General features: G+C 49.3%; 13 protein-coding genes. 8 read left to right on the top strand and 5 right to left on the bottom strand.

Annotation, left to right across the window (positions count from 1 at the left end; all coding sequences use genetic code 11):
• Window positions 1-34 precede the first annotated feature (34 nt).
• Together ACSTTG_RS07145 and ACSTTG_RS07140 are read left to right on the top strand one after the other, a co-directional pair.
• Complete coding sequence (locus ACSTTG_RS07145) at window positions 35-1,093, top strand: linear amide C-N hydrolase (protein WP_438474277.1); 1,059 nt, start codon at window positions 35-37, stop codon at window positions 1,091-1,093.
• A gap of 221 nt (window positions 1,094-1,314) precedes the next feature.
• Complete coding sequence (locus tag ACSTTG_RS07140; RefSeq protein WP_438474276.1) at window positions 1,315-1,881, top strand: hypothetical protein; 567 nt, start codon at window positions 1,315-1,317, stop codon at window positions 1,879-1,881.
• Between the two features lie 282 nt (window positions 1,882-2,163).
• Here ACSTTG_RS07140 and ACSTTG_RS07135 read toward each other — a convergent pair whose 3' ends face one another.
• On the bottom strand, window positions 2,164-3,159 hold the full coding sequence (locus tag ACSTTG_RS07135; protein ID WP_438474275.1) for a transposase: 996 nt from the start codon (window positions 3,157-3,159) through the stop codon (window positions 2,164-2,166).
• A gap of 507 nt (window positions 3,160-3,666) precedes the next feature.
• On the opposite strand from ACSTTG_RS07135, the gene ACSTTG_RS07130 reads away from it, so the two are divergent.
• From ACSTTG_RS07130 to ACSTTG_RS07115, 4 genes are all read left to right on the top strand, one after another.
• Complete coding sequence (locus tag ACSTTG_RS07130; protein ID WP_438474274.1) at window positions 3,667-4,530, top strand: LysR family transcriptional regulator; 864 nt, start codon at window positions 3,667-3,669, stop codon at window positions 4,528-4,530.
• Between the two features lie 144 nt (window positions 4,531-4,674).
• Window positions 4,675-6,099, top strand: a complete 1,425-nt coding sequence (locus tag ACSTTG_RS07125) for a DUF1254 domain-containing protein (protein ID WP_438474273.1) — start codon at window positions 4,675-4,677, stop codon at window positions 6,097-6,099.
• 375 nt (window positions 6,100-6,474) lie between these two features.
• Window positions 6,475-7,557 carry an efflux RND transporter periplasmic adaptor subunit gene (locus tag ACSTTG_RS07120; RefSeq protein WP_438457943.1) on the top strand — a complete coding sequence of 361 codons (1,083 nt, stop codon included), beginning with the start codon at window positions 6,475-6,477 and terminating at the stop codon, window positions 7,555-7,557.
• On the top strand, window positions 7,544-10,645 hold the full coding sequence (locus tag ACSTTG_RS07115; RefSeq protein WP_438474272.1) for an efflux RND transporter permease subunit: 3,102 nt from the start codon (window positions 7,544-7,546) through the stop codon (window positions 10,643-10,645). The genes ACSTTG_RS07120 and ACSTTG_RS07115 overlap by 14 nt, the downstream gene beginning before the upstream one ends.
• Window positions 10,646-10,781: 136 nt before the next feature.
• Here ACSTTG_RS07115 and ACSTTG_RS07110 read toward each other — a convergent pair whose 3' ends face one another.
• From ACSTTG_RS07110 to ACSTTG_RS07095, 4 genes are read right to left on the bottom strand one after another with little or no spacing between them, the layout of a single operon-like run.
• On the bottom strand, window positions 10,782-11,276 hold the full coding sequence (locus ACSTTG_RS07110) for an inorganic diphosphatase (protein ID WP_438457945.1): 495 nt from the start codon (window positions 11,274-11,276) through the stop codon (window positions 10,782-10,784).
• 8 nt (window positions 11,277-11,284) lie between these two features.
• Entirely contained in the window at window positions 11,285-12,376 is a 1,092-nt protein-coding gene (locus ACSTTG_RS07105) for an ABC transporter ATP-binding protein (protein WP_438457946.1), read from the bottom strand.
• 7 nt (window positions 12,377-12,383) lie between these two features.
• On the bottom strand, window positions 12,384-14,099 hold the full coding sequence (locus tag ACSTTG_RS07100) for an ABC transporter permease (RefSeq protein WP_438474271.1): 1,716 nt from the start codon (window positions 14,097-14,099) through the stop codon (window positions 12,384-12,386).
• A gap of 35 nt (window positions 14,100-14,134) precedes the next feature.
• A complete protein-coding gene (locus tag ACSTTG_RS07095) occupies window positions 14,135-15,118 on the bottom strand; it encodes an ABC transporter substrate-binding protein (RefSeq protein WP_438474270.1) in 984 nt (327 codons plus the stop codon).
• 198 nt (window positions 15,119-15,316) lie between these two features.
• Between ACSTTG_RS07095 and ACSTTG_RS07090 the strand changes: the two genes are divergently transcribed.
• Together ACSTTG_RS07090 and nifH are read left to right on the top strand one after the other, a co-directional pair.
• Window positions 15,317-16,216 (top strand): LysR family transcriptional regulator, encoded by a 900-nt coding sequence (locus ACSTTG_RS07090; RefSeq protein ID WP_438457949.1) that lies wholly within the window; start codon window positions 15,317-15,319, stop codon window positions 16,214-16,216.
• 411 nt (window positions 16,217-16,627) lie between these two features.
• Complete coding sequence (gene nifH, locus ACSTTG_RS07085; RefSeq protein WP_438457950.1) at window positions 16,628-17,509, top strand: nitrogenase iron protein; 882 nt, start codon at window positions 16,628-16,630, stop codon at window positions 17,507-17,509.
• Window positions 17,510-17,545 lie beyond the last annotated feature (36 nt).

Below are 17,545 nucleotides of genomic sequence, written 5' to 3'. Positions count from 1 at the left end.
GTCCCTCGAAACAAACAGTCAAAAAGGTATAACAATGATGATGTTTACTAAGAAGCCGCTGATCGCATTGATGGCAGCAGTCACAGTATCCTCTTTCTCAACCGCAGCGAATGCCTGTTCCCGTATCCTTTGGGAAACAGAAGAACACGGAGTGTTCGTAAGCCGCACCATGGACTGGATGGAAGAAAACTACCCAACGGTAGAAGTACGCGCATCGGGACAGAGCTATAAGGGTCATGAGTCGGAGAACGGCCGAGTATGGACCTCAAAGTACGCCTCGATCGGTATGACACTGTACGGTATCGGTATCGTCGATGGCTTTAACGAGGCTGGTTTTTCGGCTAATGCTCTATACCTCGATGAGGAATCGGCAGGCGATCTAACTGGCGATAAAGACCAAGTGCTTAACGCAACGTTTGTCGCTTACTTGTTGGACAGCTACGCAACCGTTGAACAAGCGCTAAAAAATCTAGATCAGATTGAGATCCAACAGTTTGAAGCCAATGGCACCAAAATGAGTGGTCACTACTCGATTCAAGACGCCAGTGGTGATTCGGCCATCCTGGAGTTTGTCGACGGCAGTTGGAATATCTACCACGGCAAAGAATACGACGTGATGGTAAACAGCCCAACCTTCCCAGAGCACCTAGCAAACTGGGAAGAGGCAAAGCCAAAAGAAGGCGAAGTGATCCATGGTGACCTAACCGTGCCAGGTAATATCCTGTCTTCACAACGCTTTGTGTGGAACAAGTTCATGAAGATGCAGCTGGAAGAGCCAACCAGCTACACCAATGGCCTCGCCAAGCTTGATAGTGTGACGTACAAGGTTCCACTTGATGCGGCAAACCGTCCGAACGCTGCAGGCGAGATGCGCGGCTACGCAACCATCTACTCTGTGGGGTACAACCTTGATCAGCAAGTGATGCAGGTCCGTTACCAGTTTGGTGATGCCTATACGCATTTCTTCGTTGACTTTAATGAGCTGAATGATGGCAAGAACTACAGTGTTCAAGCCTACCGTCCAGACCTTTTTGGCGACGTGACCAGTGAAATGGAAGTGTCAGAAGGTGTGATGGGGCAGTACAAGATTTAACCACTAGCCGTGTATGATTAATCGAGCCGCCCTCAGCTAAGAGGGCGGTTTTTTTTGGCCAGCGCAAAGGGGATCATAACCTCATCTCATTGCTTATAATCGCTTGTTTAAATAAGAAAAAATGCAAATGTCATAGTGATATGTTAGTGTTAACCTCTATAAGCAACTAGATGCTCAATTGATACTTTCAGAGATGATGAAACAGATGATATGGATGACAGATGATGCGTTTTAGGCAGTTTAAACCAACCGGTAAGTTAGTGATTATGTCATTGGTTCTGACCAATGTGGTTTACGCAGTGATGCTTGGCTACACGATACCAACCCTGATGGTTTACTCGTCTGGGCTGCCCATTTTTGATATGTCGCCTTCAGGCTATAGCTATGAGCAAGCGATAACCCTGCTGGAGAATTTGGGGGAGGCTGGTAGAGAGTTTTATCTTGTTCAGTTAGCCTTGGATTCTGTCTATCCGGCCTTGTTCGGCTTCTCTTACTTTGCTTTATTCCAATGGATTTTAAATAAAGCCGCGATTAGCAGCAGATTGTGGCAGTGGCTCTCAGTAGTGCCGATTGCGGCGGCGCTGTTTGATTATTCGGAGAATGTCAGTATTTGGCTGATGCTGTCGTCATTTACTAACTTGTCTGAAGGGTTAGTCAAGGTAGCCTCGGGGTTAACTATAGCCAAAAGCATGCTAGTGGTCGGTTACTGGTTAGGTTTGTTGGTGCTGATTGTCACTGTGGTAGTGCGTAAATTGACTAACCGAAAGCTTGGGGCTGCGGGTAAATAGCTTCTCTAATACCTGTCTTCTCACGAAAACATCCTTAGCGCGCTGTAGAGACGTTTTCATCCTATATAAAGACACCCATATTAATTTAACTAAACAAAAATTGCCCCAACAACAATTCGCCTGTAAACACCCGTCTTTTGAGGGTGGAGGTTAACTAAAGCCGAGTACCGAAATCTGATGTTGGAATTACGGTTTCGCCCATTTTTAGCTTTTGAGACGCTACAGACAATACCTCTCCCCGCCACAACTGTCACTGTAGCGAAAAGAAAGGTCAAAAGTGGTTTACGCGGCTTTAAAGCAACGCCTAGCCGAAGTTACGCCTATCATTCGCTGCAAGCCGTGATGTCGCTGATATCGACGTAGAGAATTTTCACCGCCGATAGGTCCGGTGAACTCTTTTTCAAGCGAAACAATCAGAGTTTCCCACACCGCTTCATCGATTCCTAGTCTGGACAAAATTGGTGGATGGAACTCAGCTATGGCCCCACGCTTGTCTTCGCGTATGGCGCGACCACTGAAATCCACCAGTGATAGGTAATCTTCAAGTCGGAACGGTAGCCCCTCTGGAATCTCCTGCCTAGGGTCACCGACAAAGGGAAATAAGGCTTCAGGTTGGCGCGGGTTGCAGCCGTCAGAATCCTGGAGAGTATCCACCCTCGCTTTGATACTGGTATATTCTGACTCTTCAGGGGTTAGCGCTATCTGGGCGCGGACCGGGTTTAAATCGACATAAGCCATACAGGCCACTAAGGCAGCTTCGTCAAGTAGCGCTTGCGACTTAAAACGCCCCTCCCAAAATCGTCCAGTACACCCCTCTTCTCTGTTGGCTTGACGGGCTATGGCCTCATTGAGGTTACGCATAAACCAGCTGATGTCATACAGACGTTGGCGATACACCTCAACAATATCCATCACCACTTTCAATGACGCGTCATCGAGTTGCTCTCCACTCAGATAGCGAGTGGTTAGCAACGTTCCCTTGTGCAATTGATGCCAACGCTCCAAGACCTCATTCGCACTCCAACCCAGAGCCATCACCTGATTAACATGCAGCACCACGTGGGTATGATTACTCATCACTGCATACGAGCAAACATCAATGGCAAACACACGCCCCAACTTGAGCAGACGCCCTTCAACCCAACCCCGCCGATGTTCATAACTCTTGCCAGTAACCTCATCAACACCACACAAGTAGGCCCTGCGCACACAGCGCGAAACACAGTGGTAGTAGGCCGTATCATCCAGACAAACTTGTTCAGAGCGAGCTTTGGGCATCGTGATTCTCCTAGGAGCTGAGCACTACTGCAGTGTAGGAGAGGGTCGATAATTCCACCAATATTATGGGTGTCTTATAATTTTCGCGATCTCCCAATATTATGGGTGTCTTATAATTTTATACACATGGGCAACAGCGGATAATGGCAAGCGATAATGCCACTAAGTGCATTAAAATCAATGATATATTTTTCACCGTGTGCGCTTATGCCAAAGAGTAGGGGAAGGCTAGGGTTAGGTTCAAAGTATGAGCGTTGCTATTCTCAGTCATTGTTGTTTTTAGTCTTTTAGCTGAAAGGAAAAGCCGATTTTACGCTACGCGTCCATGTTATCGCTGATAGGGATGTTTAAATTGACCAAACGAAATCAGGGCGCGGCAGCTCAGTAACGGTTTAGGCAAGTAATCTTGTTTTGCCATGAGCACAGCATAAGAAGAATGCTTAGTTTGAAGAGCTCTTTGGTTATCGAGTATGATCTGAGTAAGTTTTCTTTGCAGCACTCAAATGTATGTTAGATCTCAATCTGTTAAGAATATTTAGCGTTGTCTTCAAGCATCAGTCCTATACCAAAGCGGCGCTGGAGCTCGGCACGACGCAATCTGCGGTGAGTCAATCGATAAAGAAGCTTGAGCAGAGTCTGGGCTATAAGCTCTTTATCAAACAAGGTCGGGGTATCACTACGACTTTCCGTGGCACTAAACTCGCCGATGAGGTCGAGGTTGGCTTAAATATCTTAGATACTAGTGTGGAGGCTAAGCGAGAGCTGAACATCTACAGCATCGAGATGGTGATGCATCTGATTGGCATTGGCGAGTTCGATGGAATTAGAGTCTCAACGCCAAGCTCGAACCCTGAGAAAAACTATCTAGATATCCGTACCCAGAAAGTCGATATGGTCATCGACTATTTTCCTACCCGAGATCCCTCGCTCGTCTCGGAGGTGATACTCGATGAGTCGATTGTTGTTGTTTGCCGCAAAAACCACCCGAGGTTGCAAGGTGATGCTCTCACACTCGAGCAATTCCAGAGCGAGAAGCATATTTCACTCAAAGCCCGATGGGCGGGACAAAAACTGCTTGATACTGTCCTTCCTTCAGCGGGTTTTGACCGCAATGATATGGTTGAGGTGCCTTCGAGTACCAGTGGCCTGATGCTGGTTTCCGAGTCTGACATGATCATGAGTTGCCCTCGAACGCTTGCACAAAAATGGAGGGATATTCTTAGCTTGCACTTAATTCAGCTGCCGTTTGAGGCCGAGCCGATCACCGTTCACCTTGTCTACCATAAGCGCTTTGTTAATGACCCTGTCCACAAGCAAGTCCGGGATGAGATCAAAAGGCGAATTGCTCAAGAAATTGATAAGCACAGCTAATAAATGCTAGTAGTATGTTTGTATATATGTGATTTCTGCTTATAAGTAAACTTGTGTCATCTGAGTTGAAGAGCATGGTCGTTACTGCTTTGACGAGCCATCACACTTCAAAACCCAATTGCCAACCATAATAGGTAGATGACCATGAATATGAAGCTGAAAGCCATTGGAGTTGCTGTTGTTGCCACTCTCCTTGCCCCGTCAGTCTATGCACAAGCGGATAAAGTGTTTGCTGATAGCCAACTGACCACGCCAAGCACTCAAGAGAATGTCGCACAAGGCTTAGAGGCCGATGGTTACACGCTCGGTGTAATGGCACACAACTGGGGTTACCCACTGGTTCGTATGGAACGTTTAATGCGCGACTACATCAATGTCCCAGACCCTAAGCCGGCTACCAGTTATCGTGGTCACTTGAATCAACTTGGTTGGGCGACAGAGCTATCATCGCCGGCTACCGCGGGTGACATGCCAACCGCGAACAATGACACACTGTATATGAGCAGCGTTGTTCATCTGACTGAACCGTATATCCTCAATGTGCCTGATACAGATGACCGTTATTACGTTATCAATGTATTCAATATGTACCATGAGCTTGAGCACTATGTTGGCCGCCGCGCTTCTGGCACGCAAGAGGGCCGCTTTGCCCTTGTGCCTCCGTGCTGGGAAGGTGAGCTGCCTGAGGATGTGACGCGTCTGGACGTGCTGACTGACAAAGTTTGGCTGTGGGGACGTCTGCATATGACAGAGGGTGAAGACCTAGCTGAGCTGCACAAGCTACAGGATGGCTTCGGTCTAGAAACGCTGAGCGGTAAGGTCAACTCAGCGACTGAGCTTGATGCCATGCCTGAGATTGACAACGATCCACTAGGCTTTTTTGAGCATCTAGCGTTTGCGCTGCAATACAATGATATCCGCATCACCGATGAAGCGTTGTTTGCCCAGTTCGAGCGTATTGGTTTGACCAAAGATGGCTTTGATCGCAGCGTAATGACCGAGCAGACAATGAAAGGTCTGATGGCAAGCCTAGAGGTTGCGCCTAAGGTGGCTATCTCAAACTTTGCTTCAACTGCAGAGCGAATTCAAGGTTGGGACTGGGTGCGTGGCCTAGATGATTACGGCTACAATTACCCACTGCGCACGGTTATCTCTGGCCCATACGCTGGTGGCCAGGGTGAGCAAGAAGCTATGTACCCAGTGCGCTTTATCGATAGTGAGGGTGAGCAGCTGTCTGGTGAGCATCGCTACGTGATCCGCTTTGAAGAAGAGCCACCTGTTGATGCGTTTTGGTCTTTGACGGCATACGGCACGCAAGATCGTGCACTGGTTGCCACCGAAGATGGTCGTCATAAGATTGACCCTGATATGGCTGCCTTCACCAAACGTGCGGATGGTTCTTTTGAGATCCCATTACAATTTGAGCAGCCAACCGGTGAGTTTGCAGGTAACTGGATGCCAGCACCAGAAGGTGACTTCTATATCATCTTCCGTCTCTATCAGCCACAAGAGCGCATTATGTCGGGTGACTACGTGCTGCCACAAGTGGTGAAAGTTGACAAAGGCTGACGCTGTTAATCGAAGCAAATCTTGCATAGTAGTCAGATAACAAAGAGTCGAGCTAGCGCTCGACTCTTTTCGTTTTAATCGGCAGAAATTTACAAGTTAAAGGCATCGTATTTTTTCTCATCTATACCCTAAATCAGCCCTATGAGGAAGATTTCTAATACCTTGTTGAAGCTCTTCATGTGATCGCGGCGCGGGGGGAATGTAAATTTGTGAAAATCACGCCAGTTAACAGTGGTCTAAGTAATAAAAATACCTTACTAATAGCTAAAGACATTGCCAAAGCCTAGTAAATTGTTGATACGGTAGTATTTTAATACAAATCATCAACTATCAATTTGTCGAAGTTTCACTGGATAACCATGGAAGGGACCCCAAATGAAATCCAACATACTTTCAGGCATGCTGGCTGCTAGCCTGATTGCATCTTCTTTTATGCCGGCTCACGCTTCTCAGTTGCCGAGATCCGCGAGAGCTCTACCCGTTGAACTGCAAGAGGTACAGTCTGTTCTTTGGGGTGAGCGCCTGGTGGCGATAGGCAGCGTATTTGCGCGACATCAGGTAGAGCTTGTTAGTCAGGTAGAAGGCGTGATTACTGGGTTACCAGTACAAGATACCCAAAACGTCAATCAGGGGCAGTTGTTGGTTCAACTCGATGATCGTCAAGCAAAGGCCAGTCTGGCGCAAGCCGATGCTCAGCTAAAAGAAGACAAACGCCTCTTGACGGAAATGGTTCGACTGCATGAACGTAACTCCTTACCTGAATCGAGCTTATTAACTCAGCGAGCTAAAGTTCAAATCAGCCAAGCCAAGCGAGACGCTGCTGCCGTGACGCTCTCTTACTATCAAACCGTGGCGCCCTTTAATGGGATGACTGGCTTAACTATGCTCACTGAGGGTCAATATGTTCAGCGAGGTGAAGCCCTAATAACCCTGACGGATGTAAAAAGTCTGTATGTTGACTTTAATTTACCGAGTCACTATCTATCGCAGTTGAAACCGAGTCAGTCGCTAGAGTTGCGTTTTGACGCGCTACCTGACACGGTATTTTATAGTGAAATCAGCAGTATTGACCCTCAAATAGACCCACAGAGCCGTAACTTACAGGTCCGTACCGAGCTATATAACCCTGATGCTCTGCTACGGCCGGGACTACTTGCTCAAATCAGAGTGTCGCTCGATGATGAGTACGTGAACGTGGTGCCGACGAGCGCTGTTTTCTACCGAGGGGTGAATTCCTATTTGTATGTTGTCGATAAAGAAGGCGTGGCACGACAGACGCTGGTCACTCTCGGCAGTACAGACGCTGCGTTGACTCAGGTTATTGCGGGTGTCGTCCCAGGCGATCAAGTGGTCAGTAGTGGCGTGGGTAAAGTCAACAATGGAACTCTGGTTCAGGACGTAAAGCGTATCGCTCAGACTCAGCAAGACGTTAAAGGAGCGGATAATGCTTCTCTCTGATTTATCGATTAAACGTCCGGTTGTCGCTTGTGTTATTAATCTGCTGTTGATCGTTTTTGGTGTCCTGGCTTTTAATAATATTCCGTTGCGGGAATACCCCGACGTTGCTGCCCCTATCGTCTCTGTCAGAGCAAACTATGCTGGCGCTTCTGCCGACATAATGGAATCTCGAGTCATTAAGGTGATAGAGGACCAACTTTCAGGTATCGATGGCATACGCAGTATTGAAGGAAATGCCTCTGAGGGCAGGGCGAATATCAAGGTCGAATTTGAGGCCAGTCGTGAAATTGAAGCGGCTGCTAATGACGTTCGAGATGCTGTGGCTAGAGCACAGAGGCAGCTCCCCGCCAGTATGGATCCACCGAGAGTGACCAAGAGCGATGCCGATGGTGATGGTGTGATCAGTTTTGCTGTCTCTTCAGACAGCCTTTCATCGGTTGAGCTTTCTGATTACATCGAGCGCCAGTTTGTGCAGCCCTTAAGCCTACTTGATGGCGTGAGCTCTATCGAATTGCGCGGTGATCAACCCTATGCGTTGCTGGTTCAACTCGATCCTATCGCCATGGCCAGTCGCAACATCACCGTTGGTGATATAGAAACCGCGCTACGCAGCGAAAACCTCGAAGCGCCAGCTGGAAATTTGTCTGATTCGGCCAGGAGCTATACGCTGCGGTTAGAGCGCAGCTATTTATCGATTGCTGACTACCAAAGATTGATTATTCGCCGTAACCAAGACGGCTCAATCCTCTATTTATCCGATGTTGCCAACGTCACCACAGGCGCGAAAGACGATTTGCGCACCTTACGAGTGGATGGACGGGCGATGGTCATGATGGAGTTTCTTAAGCAATCCCAAGCCAATACACTGGATGTGGTCAACGGTGTCAAAGCGGAGATTGAGCGTCTAACGCCTTTTTTACCAGAAGGTATGACCATCCAGCCTTTATCAGACAGCTCAGAGTTTATCGACAGTGCTATTGGCGAGGTCTATTCAACATTAGCGATCACTTCCGTTCTTGTTATTTTGGTCATTTACACCTTTCTTGGCAGCGCGAGGGCGACATTAGTCCCGGCGGTCAGTGTTCCAGTATCTCTCATTTCAACCTTTGCTGTTCTTGCTTTGTTTGGTTACTCCATCAATTTGATTACGCTACTGGCGCTTGTATTGGCGGTGGGGCTACTGGTTGATGATGCGATTGTGGTGCTCGAGAATATTGTACGCCGTGTCGATAAAGGGGAGCCGCCGATGTTGGCTGCCTATCGCGGGGCACGAGAGGTTGGGATGGCTGTGATCTCGACAACCGCCGTATTAGTCGCGGTGTTTACTCCTATTACCTTGCTCACCGGTACGGTCGGGCTCTTGTTCCGTGAGTACGCGATCACCCTCGCGGGTGCGGTAGTTATATCGAGTATCGTTGCACTCACTATGGGGCCTGTGTTGGGGAGTCGACTATTATCGGTCAATGTTGAGCCCGGACGACTGCATCGTTTAACCGAGTACATATTTACTCGGTTAGAGCGTGGCTATCGTGTGCTGATTACGCGCTTATTAAAGCACAGTTGGGTGGCTGCGCTGTTGGTTGTTTTGACTATGGGCTTTATCGCTGTTGCTTATCAATCTCTTCCGCAATCGTTTGTTGCCCGCGAAGATAAAGGACGTCTATTTGTGATGTTACGTGCCACAGAGGGAACAGGCTTCGATGCGATGCGGCCCTATGTCAGTGAAATTGAACAGCGGATGGAGCCGCTTATGGCGCCCAAAGGGCCCATTCAATCGATGGCGATTCGCGCCCCTGGGCGACGTGGCGAACATGAGATCATGCTGATCATCGATTTGGTGGATTGGAGTCTGCGGGAAGAGAGTGTATTTGCCGTTGGAAGCGTGATTCGTCGACAGCTATCCCCCATGGTTGATCTTAGAATTTCACCCGTTGTCCCGACAAGCTTTGGTACCAGAGCTCGTTCTCCGGTCCAATTAGTCATCGGTGGGGGTAGCTATGAACAGGTCAAAGAGTGGGTAGATCAGGTTATTCACATTGCTAGCGAGAACCCAGGCCTGCTCGACCTCGATAGCGATTATAATGAGACGACGCCAAGGCTACGCACCGAAATCAATCAGGCTTATGCTCATGAGTTAGGGATACCTGTCTCTGAAATTGCCAATACATTAGAAACGGTGTTGGCCGGACGAAATATCACCACTTATATAGAAAATGGTGAAGAGTATGATGTTCATGTGCGAGCACCACGCACCGCGTTTAATAGTATTAGTGATTTAGCTCTGATCCAGGTTCGCTCTAAGAATACGGGCGAGCTAGTCCGTCTAGATAAATTGGTCAGTGTGACCATCGAGGGCCAGCCTAGCTCATTGAGACACTACAACCGTCGTAAAGCGATCACCATCTCGGCAGATCTAGCCGATGGATACTCATTAGGGCAAGCTTTAAATTATCTTGAGGGGGTCGTTCAAGAGCAGCTTCCGAGCCAAGTTACGCTCGACTACAAAGGAGAGTCGTTAGAGTTCAAGCGTTCGAGCAGTTCGATGGGCCTGATCTTTGTTCTCTCGCTCATGGTTGTGTATCTGGTACTCGCCGCTCAATTTGAGAGTTTTGTTCACCCATTTGTGATTATTCTCACTGTTCCATTAGCACTGACGGGGGCACTTGGTGGCTTAATGTGGTTTGGCTTAGTGATGGATGTGTATTCACAAATCGCCATCATTATGTTGGTGGGTTTGGCGAGCAAGAATGGGATATTGATTGTCGAGTTTATTAATCAACTGCGTGACAGAGGGATTAATTATGAACAGGCAATAATCGATGGCGCAAGTCAGCGTTTACGACCTATTCTAATGACCGCGATCACCACTCTAGCTGGCGCGATCCCGCTGATATTGGCAAGTGGTGCAGGTTGGGAGTCTCGTCATGCGATTGGTGTGGTGATTTTCTCTGGGGTACTGGTCGCAACCATGATGACGCTAGTGGTTATCCCTGGGCTTTATCATTTGTTGGCGAAACGGACAGGTTCCCCTGCAGATCAGGCCAATAAGCTAGCCAAGCTTGAGCTTGCCTATCCTGATGTTCGCTAAGACAACCGGTTAAGTAACGTCTGCTGAGTAGACAAAGAGCAAAGAGTCGAGCTAGTGCTCGACTCTTTGGTTTTATTTGCTAGAAGGTTAAAAGTTGAAGGCGTCGATTTTTTCTGACCTAATGCCTAAGTCACACCTATGCAGCTGATTTTCTGTAACGAATTTGCGCTTGTTCTAAAAGCTCTCGAGCAGCATGCTGATCTTTGTAGCCGTCCAGAACCACGGCTTTGCGCCCGAGCGGCAGTTGCTTGTACACAGTATAAAATGCATAGATTCGATCCAGCTCTGCTTTAGGCAAATCAAACACCGAATTAATCTCAGCGTAAGTGGGATCGACTGCTTCCACAGGGACCGCGATAAACTTCTCATCTTTCTCGCCGCCGTCGGTCATATCAATATAACCAATCACTTTAATGTCGATATAAGTCGCAGGCAGTAGGGGCTCACGGGTAATGACCAGCACATCAGAGGCAGCGCCGTCATCCGCTAGAGTCTCGTCAATATAGCCATAGTTGGCTGGGTAACTCACTGGCATCGATTGGAAGTGTTTGACCTTCATGCGGCCCTTTTCGTCAAAGGCGTAGCGTGTGATGCTCCCTGCTGGGATCTCGACTTTCATTGTGTATTTCATGGTAAACCTTATTCGTTGATCAGCAAGCAGTGCTCTTGAGGCAGAAACAGAGTGACTGCTTGATTAGCCTCGAGGCTATGGGGATGTTGGATAGGGATCGCCACCTCAGCACCGACATCAATGTCGATGCGCCAGTGACTGCCCTCAAAGCTGGACTTTATCACTCGACCCGATAGTAAATTGGTGGAAAGATCGTTCTTGTCACTAAAGCTCAGGCCGGAGCTGCGTAGCCATAGGTGACGGCTATCGACAGTGGCATTGGTTGATGGCTTGGCGTTGAGGTACTGCCCACGGAAATAGGCATTGGCCCGATTATCAGTGTGATCGATTTGAATGTTCTCGACCGGCAGTTTGCAGTCAAACCCCGCTAGGGACGCAATCCAAGGTGAATTAGGTGCAGAGAACAGGGCTTGCGGCGAGTCAATCTGCTCAATCTCACCATCTTTCATCACAATGATCTTATCGGCGAAGGCGCACGCTTCAAGCGGGTCGTGCGTAACGTACAATACGGTTTTGTTGAGCTTCTTGAACAGCTTAGAAAACTCACTGCGCATTTCCGCGCGCAGCTGAATATCCAAGTTAGACAGAGGCTCGTCAAACAGCAACACATCAGGATTGGTGGCAATCGCACGAGCAATCGACACACGCTGCGCCTGCCCACCGGACAACTCACGCGGGTAGCGCTCGGCATACTGCGAGATCTGCAGTAGGGCGAGCATCTCAGCAACGCGGCGTTCACGCTCTGGTTTACTCATGCGGTTGAGACCATAGCCGATAATATCTTTGACCTTCATGTGTGGCCACAGGGCGTAGTCTTGAAACACCATGTTCATGCGACGCTGCTCTGGAGGGAGCATCTTGAGGCCATCGGTGATCACATCGTCTTGCAGTGTGACCGTGCCTTGGTTCGGCGCGTCGATACCGGCGACGATTTTCAGTAGTGATGATTTGCCTGAACCTGATGGGCCGACAATGCAATACACCTGTCCCTCTTCGAGAGTGAACGAGACATCGTTGAGGATGGTTTGCTGGCCAATTGAGCGCGTGATATCCGCGCAGCTTAAAAAGGCACCCTTTGGGGCCTGGGTTAAATGCGACATATTGAAACTACTCTTTAATCAAATGGCCAAAGTGGCGGCGTAATAGGGCATTGCACAGCGCAATAATCGAGGCGGCAATCGCACCTGCAACAAACACAGCAGCGGTTGAGATGCCGTACTCACCGGAATCGAACTGGGCGCTCACAAACGGGGCCAGCATTTCAAAGCGAGGTGGACGCAGCATCGAGTTTATTGCCAACTCAAAAATGCTCGAGCCAAAGCCAGAGAGGGTGGCGGAAATCAGTGCCGTCAGCACCAGTGGCATTACGATGGTGTACAGACGACGTGTCAATCCTGCTCCTTGGAGGCGCGCGGCATTTAACTGGCTGACCGGGATTTGTGCCATTGCACCCATCAAGATCCGTACGGCAACTGGGACCGAGGTCGCTGTTGAAGCGAGCACCAATAGCTCGGACTTACCATAAAGATTTAGGCCAACGGCAGATAGCCATGGCGAGTTCCAAACGAAGATAAAGCCCACGCCAAGGATCACCCCAGGGATTGCCATCGATAAGGTACACGCGGTATCAATGACCTTATTCATGCCGTTACTGGTGAAGGTCAGCAAGTACGCCGCCAAAAAGGCTAAGATCGCACTTAAGATGGAGGATTGGCCTGCAATGGTAATTGCGTTCTTAAGGCCCTCGGCAAACTGTGAGCGGCTGTGGAACAGGCTGATGTAATTGTCCAAGCTAAAGTTATCGATAAAGAACCCATTCCATAGCTGGCCCATAAACGACACCATTAAGCTGGTACCGATCGGTACGCCGACCGCGACAAACAGAAATAGCCACACTGCGCTCGCAAGCAGTTTGGGATAGGGCGCGGTTGGTGTCTCTTGCATTCCAGTCTGGCTGCTAAGAAATTGATACGGCCTTGCGCGTAGGATCCAAAAGTAGACGAACAGGGCAACAAACATGATTATCGCTAGGTAAGTTGCGAGGATCCCCGCCAAATCAAAGCGAATTGGTGAGTGATTGATTGCTGCATAGATGGTGTAGGGCAGTGTCGGGTAGCGATAGCTGGTGGCTAGCGCGGCCGGAAGGCCAAAATCGCCAATGGTATCGATAAACACTAACACAATCCCAGACAACAGAGCAGGCAGAAGCAGGGGCAGACGCACGGTGAAAAACACCTGCCATGCGGGGCGGCCACACAGGCGTCCGGCTAGGCTCAGGTTTCGCATACTCCACTGCAGCGCTGCTGACATTGCTAGGTAGGCGAGCGGGAAGTTTTTCACCGCCATAATAAACACCAGGCCATTGGGGTTGAACACCAACTCTGAGATAAAGTGCGAGCCAGTGAGCTGAGTAGCAATGCCTGAGCGGCTAGCAAACAGTACCCAGCCTTGGGCGATGACAAACGATGGAATGATCAGGATGCACCATACCACTAAGTCAACATAGCGACTGCCTGGGAAACGGTATGAGTGGCGCGCGATCGCCAGCATCGCCCCCATGACTCCGCCGAGCAAACCTGCACCAATAGAAAGGTAGAGACTGTTTTTAAGCGAGGCCATCCATAGGCGGCGCTGGAAAATCTCGCCCAGACCGACCGCATCAGAGCCGCCTTCAAGCCATTGCAGCACCGGCTGCATGACCACCATCAGCATTGGCAGCAAGACTAACAGCGCGAGAATAAATAGAATTGACAGACCCAAGACTTGATCAGGTGATAGCCACTGAGCAAGTTTATTAGGTCTAGTTTTACAAGATGGAGCCATCGGCTCCATCTGAGACGGTGATTGACTGAGCATGATTAGTTGATCGCGTTGTCGGCAAACCAGCTCTTGATTGCCTCGTCGTTGTCATAAGCAAACTGGACTGGGGTAAAGTTGTACTGCACGTCAGCGCCTGGGCCAAACGAGACCTCACTCGCTTGCTCGATAGTTGGACGGAACACGCCATCGCTACCGCCATTATCGGCAAGGAACTGCTGACCTTTTGCACTTAGCATCCACTCGGCGAAGGCCTGTGTTGCTTCGCTGTGCTTGGTATTGGTTTGAACGCCAAATGCACGCACCGTCGCAGGCGAGCCAGTTTCTGGCCAGATGATATCGAAGTCGGCGCCTTGCTCAACAAAAGTGTACGCTTGCTGAGAGGTCAACAGAGCCACCTCAATCTCACCAGACTGAAGGGCGCGACCCGTTGGGCCATTGGTGCGGAAGATACGCAGGCCATTATCAAACGCATCAGAGAACAAGGTTTTCGCCTGCGCTTCACCAAGCTGGTGGAAAAGACCAGCCACACAAGGATAAGCAGGCGCTGCGATGGATGGGTCAGCCATGCCTACCAAGCCTTTTAGCTCAGGCTTGGCGATGTCTTGATAATTGTTGATCTCAACCTGGTTGTCCTTGCGTTTAACAATCACACAAGCCGATGAGATGCCAACGGGGTAAAACGATTGATTAGCTGGCACGAGTGCTTGCGCCTCGTCGGTCAGATGAGCAGCGTTCTCAGGGTTAAGGCCGGGTTTCAGGTCACCCGACTGACTGAGTGAGTGCAGGGTGTTGTCACCATTAAACAAGATAAGATCCCACTGCGGGTTGCTGCGCTCTGCGGCAATACGCGCAATCAGGTTACCACCAGACATCTTGACCACATCAAGCTCAAAGCCAGTGTCCTTGGTGAACTGCTCGCCAATGATCTCTTCAAAATCGTTGGTATAAAGTACAGGTGCCGCAATAGCTTGACCGCCAAGTGCAGCAGCGAGCGTAAGCGAAAGAAGATTCAATTTGTTCATTTTATAACAGCCTTGTCGAGTTTGAGTGCACAAAATGGGTGCCGGTTAAGGTTTCTGGGTACGCATTCTATGAGACGATTACGACAAAACAATGATACTTTTAGTCACAACTGAAACGACTATGAGTTGCAAATGATTTCATCATTTCGTCATGAAAGCGCGGCAAAATAGCCGCCTCTTTTCTCGTTGGCCATTGCAGTGAATAGCACTTCTTTCTCTCATATGCTGTCTTTTGTCTATTCGGTAAAGCACGGCAGTTTTTCCGAGGCCGCCCGCCAGATAGGCATCTCCGCCTCAGCGGTAAGCAAGAATGTTTCGCGTCTTGAACAATCCTATGGGGTGCGCCTCATCCGCCGCACGACTCGGACTTTAGTGCCAACCGACTTAGGCGTGCAGGTGTTTCAAAAGCTTGAGGCCATCTTGTTGGACTTGGAGAGTGTTGAGAACAGCATTCAGGACTCGGTGAGCACGCCACGCGGCAATATCAGCATTAAACTGCCGAGAGTCTATGGCGGGCGTTATATCGTGCCGTTGTTGCACCGTTTTGCGCAAGAGCACCCCGAGCTGACCTTTGATATTATCCTTGATGATCGCCCAGCAAACCTGATTGAGGATAAGTTTGATCTTGCCATCCAGATAGGTGAGCTTTCCGACAGTAACTTTATCGCCCGCAAGCTCGATGAAGAGCAATTGACCACCTGCGCGTCTCCCGAGTATCTCGAGACTCACGGCATACCAGACAGCCCAGCACAACTAGAGCAGCACCAATGCCTGATCCTGCGCTCACAGATCACTGGCATGCCGGAGCGATGGCAGTTCCAACAAGCTGGCAAAACTCAATCGCTCAACCTCAATAGCCGCTTTATCATCAATGAAGGCATGGCATTAGTGCGCGGCGCCGACAAAGGCATGGGCATCGTCCAACTGCCGCAAAATATGCTCGGCCGCTCCATCTCCGCCGGCCGCCTGCAAGTCATCCTAGAAGCATTCCAACCACCCGCCACCCCAATCTATCTCGTCTATGCCGACAACAACCAACCAAGCCGAATCAAAATCCTCATCGACTACTTACTCTCGCACCGTCACGCTATAAGTTAAACACAGTATTACTTCGTTCCGGAATATCAGTATCACTGCGTTCCGAGGTTCGGGTTTCACTTCGTTCCGAGTAGAGAGGAATTTTTCACGCGCGTTAAATCACTCGCTCCCCGTAGGGCAAAGCCCGTGCCCGCCCCCGCACCTGTGTTTAAACGGGTTTCACTTTGTTCCGAGGAGCGAGGAGTTTTTCACGCGCGTTAAACTCCTCGCTCCTCGTAGGGCAGAGCCCGTACTCGCACCTCGAACCTGTGGTTTTCTTACATTGGCTTGTTGGAAAGGTGACAAACCTCACACTCGTTGTCGTGATTGAAGTTGGGTTGTTTTGTTAAGTTGCTGATTTTTAATGATATGTTGGTTTGGTACGCTTCTCGCAATATAGTCCGTGAGTCTAATTAAATGAGGAGATAGACCATGGCAATTCGTCAATGTGCAATATACGGTAAAGGCGGTATCGGTAAATCAACTACTACGCAAAACCTTGTGGCGGCTTTGGCTGAAGCGGGTAAGAACGTAATGATCATCGGTTGTGACCCTAAGGCCGACTCAACTCGCTTGATCCTACACTCAAAAGCGCAAAGCACCATCATGGAAGCGGCGGCAGAGGCAGGTTCTGTTGAGGATATCGAACTAGAAGATGTATTGAAAGTCGGTTATGGCAACGTGCGTTGTGTGGAATCAGGCGGTCCTGAGCCAGGTGTCGGCTGTGCAGGTCGTGGTGTAATCACCGCCATCAACTTCCTTGAAGAGGAAGGCGCGTACGAAGAAGACCTCGATTTTGTGTTCTACGACGTACTGGGTGACGTGGTATGTGGTGGTTTCGCGATGCCAATTCGCGAGAACAAAGCACAAGAGATCTACATCGTTTGTTCAGGTGAGATGATGGCAATGTATGCGGCCAACAACATCTCGAAAGGTATCTGTAAATACGCGACCTCAGGTAGTGTGCGCCTTGCAGGTCTGATCTGTAACTCACGTAACACTGACCGTGAAGATGAGCTTATCGAAGCGCTAGCCGCCAAGATTGGTACTCAGATGATCCACTTTGTTCCGCGTGACAACATCGTACAGCGCGCTGAGATTCGTCGTATGACCGTTATCGAGTATGACCCAACGTGTAATCAAGCGGATGAGTACCGTGCACTGGCACAAAAAATCATCGCTAACGAGCTGTTTGTTATTCCAAACCCTGCGTCTATGGATGAGCTTGAAGAACTGCTTATGGAGTTCGGCATCATCGATGAAGAAGATGAGAGCATCATTGGTAAAGCAGCTAGTGCAGAAGTCGCGGCTTAATTTAGCTGCGTAAATTAGGAAATCCAACAATTTGAT

Origin of the sequence: Vibrio glycogenivorans, from assembly GCF_051660965.1 — a bacterium.
Classification (GTDB): domain Bacteria; phylum Pseudomonadota; class Gammaproteobacteria; order Enterobacterales; family Vibrionaceae; genus Vibrio.
The sequence above is the reverse complement of the archived record's forward strand: the minus strand, read 5'-3'. Positions and strand labels throughout refer to the sequence as shown.

Bases quoted from the DNA above. Each gene is read 5' to 3' on its own strand.
- ACSTTG_RS07095 (WP_438474270.1), bottom strand. From the start codon at position 15,118: ATGAACAAATTGAATCTTCTTTCGCTTACGCTCGCTGCTGCACTTGGC.
- nifH (WP_438457950.1), top strand. From the start codon at position 16,628: ATGGCAATTCGTCAATGTGCAATATACGGTAAAGGCGGTATCGGTAAA.
- ACSTTG_RS07145 (WP_438474277.1), top strand. From the start codon at position 35: ATGATGATGTTTACTAAGAAGCCGCTGATCGCATTGATGGCAGCAGTC.
- ACSTTG_RS07115 (WP_438474272.1), top strand. From the start codon at position 7,544: ATGCTTCTCTCTGATTTATCGATTAAACGTCCGGTTGTCGCTTGTGTT.
- ACSTTG_RS07140 (WP_438474276.1), top strand. From the start codon at position 1,315: ATGATGCGTTTTAGGCAGTTTAAACCAACCGGTAAGTTAGTGATTATG.
- ACSTTG_RS07110 (WP_438457945.1), bottom strand. From the start codon at position 11,276: ATGAAATACACAATGAAAGTCGAGATCCCAGCAGGGAGCATCACACGC.
- ACSTTG_RS07125 (WP_438474273.1), top strand. From the start codon at position 4,675: ATGAATATGAAGCTGAAAGCCATTGGAGTTGCTGTTGTTGCCACTCTC.
- ACSTTG_RS07130 (WP_438474274.1), top strand. From the start codon at position 3,667: ATGTTAGATCTCAATCTGTTAAGAATATTTAGCGTTGTCTTCAAGCAT.
- ACSTTG_RS07100 (WP_438474271.1), bottom strand. From the start codon at position 14,099: ATGGCTCCATCTTGTAAAACTAGACCTAATAAACTTGCTCAGTGGCTA.
- ACSTTG_RS07105 (WP_438457946.1), bottom strand. From the start codon at position 12,376: ATGTCGCATTTAACCCAGGCCCCAAAGGGTGCCTTTTTAAGCTGCGCG.
- ACSTTG_RS07135 (WP_438474275.1), bottom strand. From the start codon at position 3,159: ATGCCCAAAGCTCGCTCTGAACAAGTTTGTCTGGATGATACGGCCTAC.
- ACSTTG_RS07120 (WP_438457943.1), top strand. From the start codon at position 6,475: ATGAAATCCAACATACTTTCAGGCATGCTGGCTGCTAGCCTGATTGCA.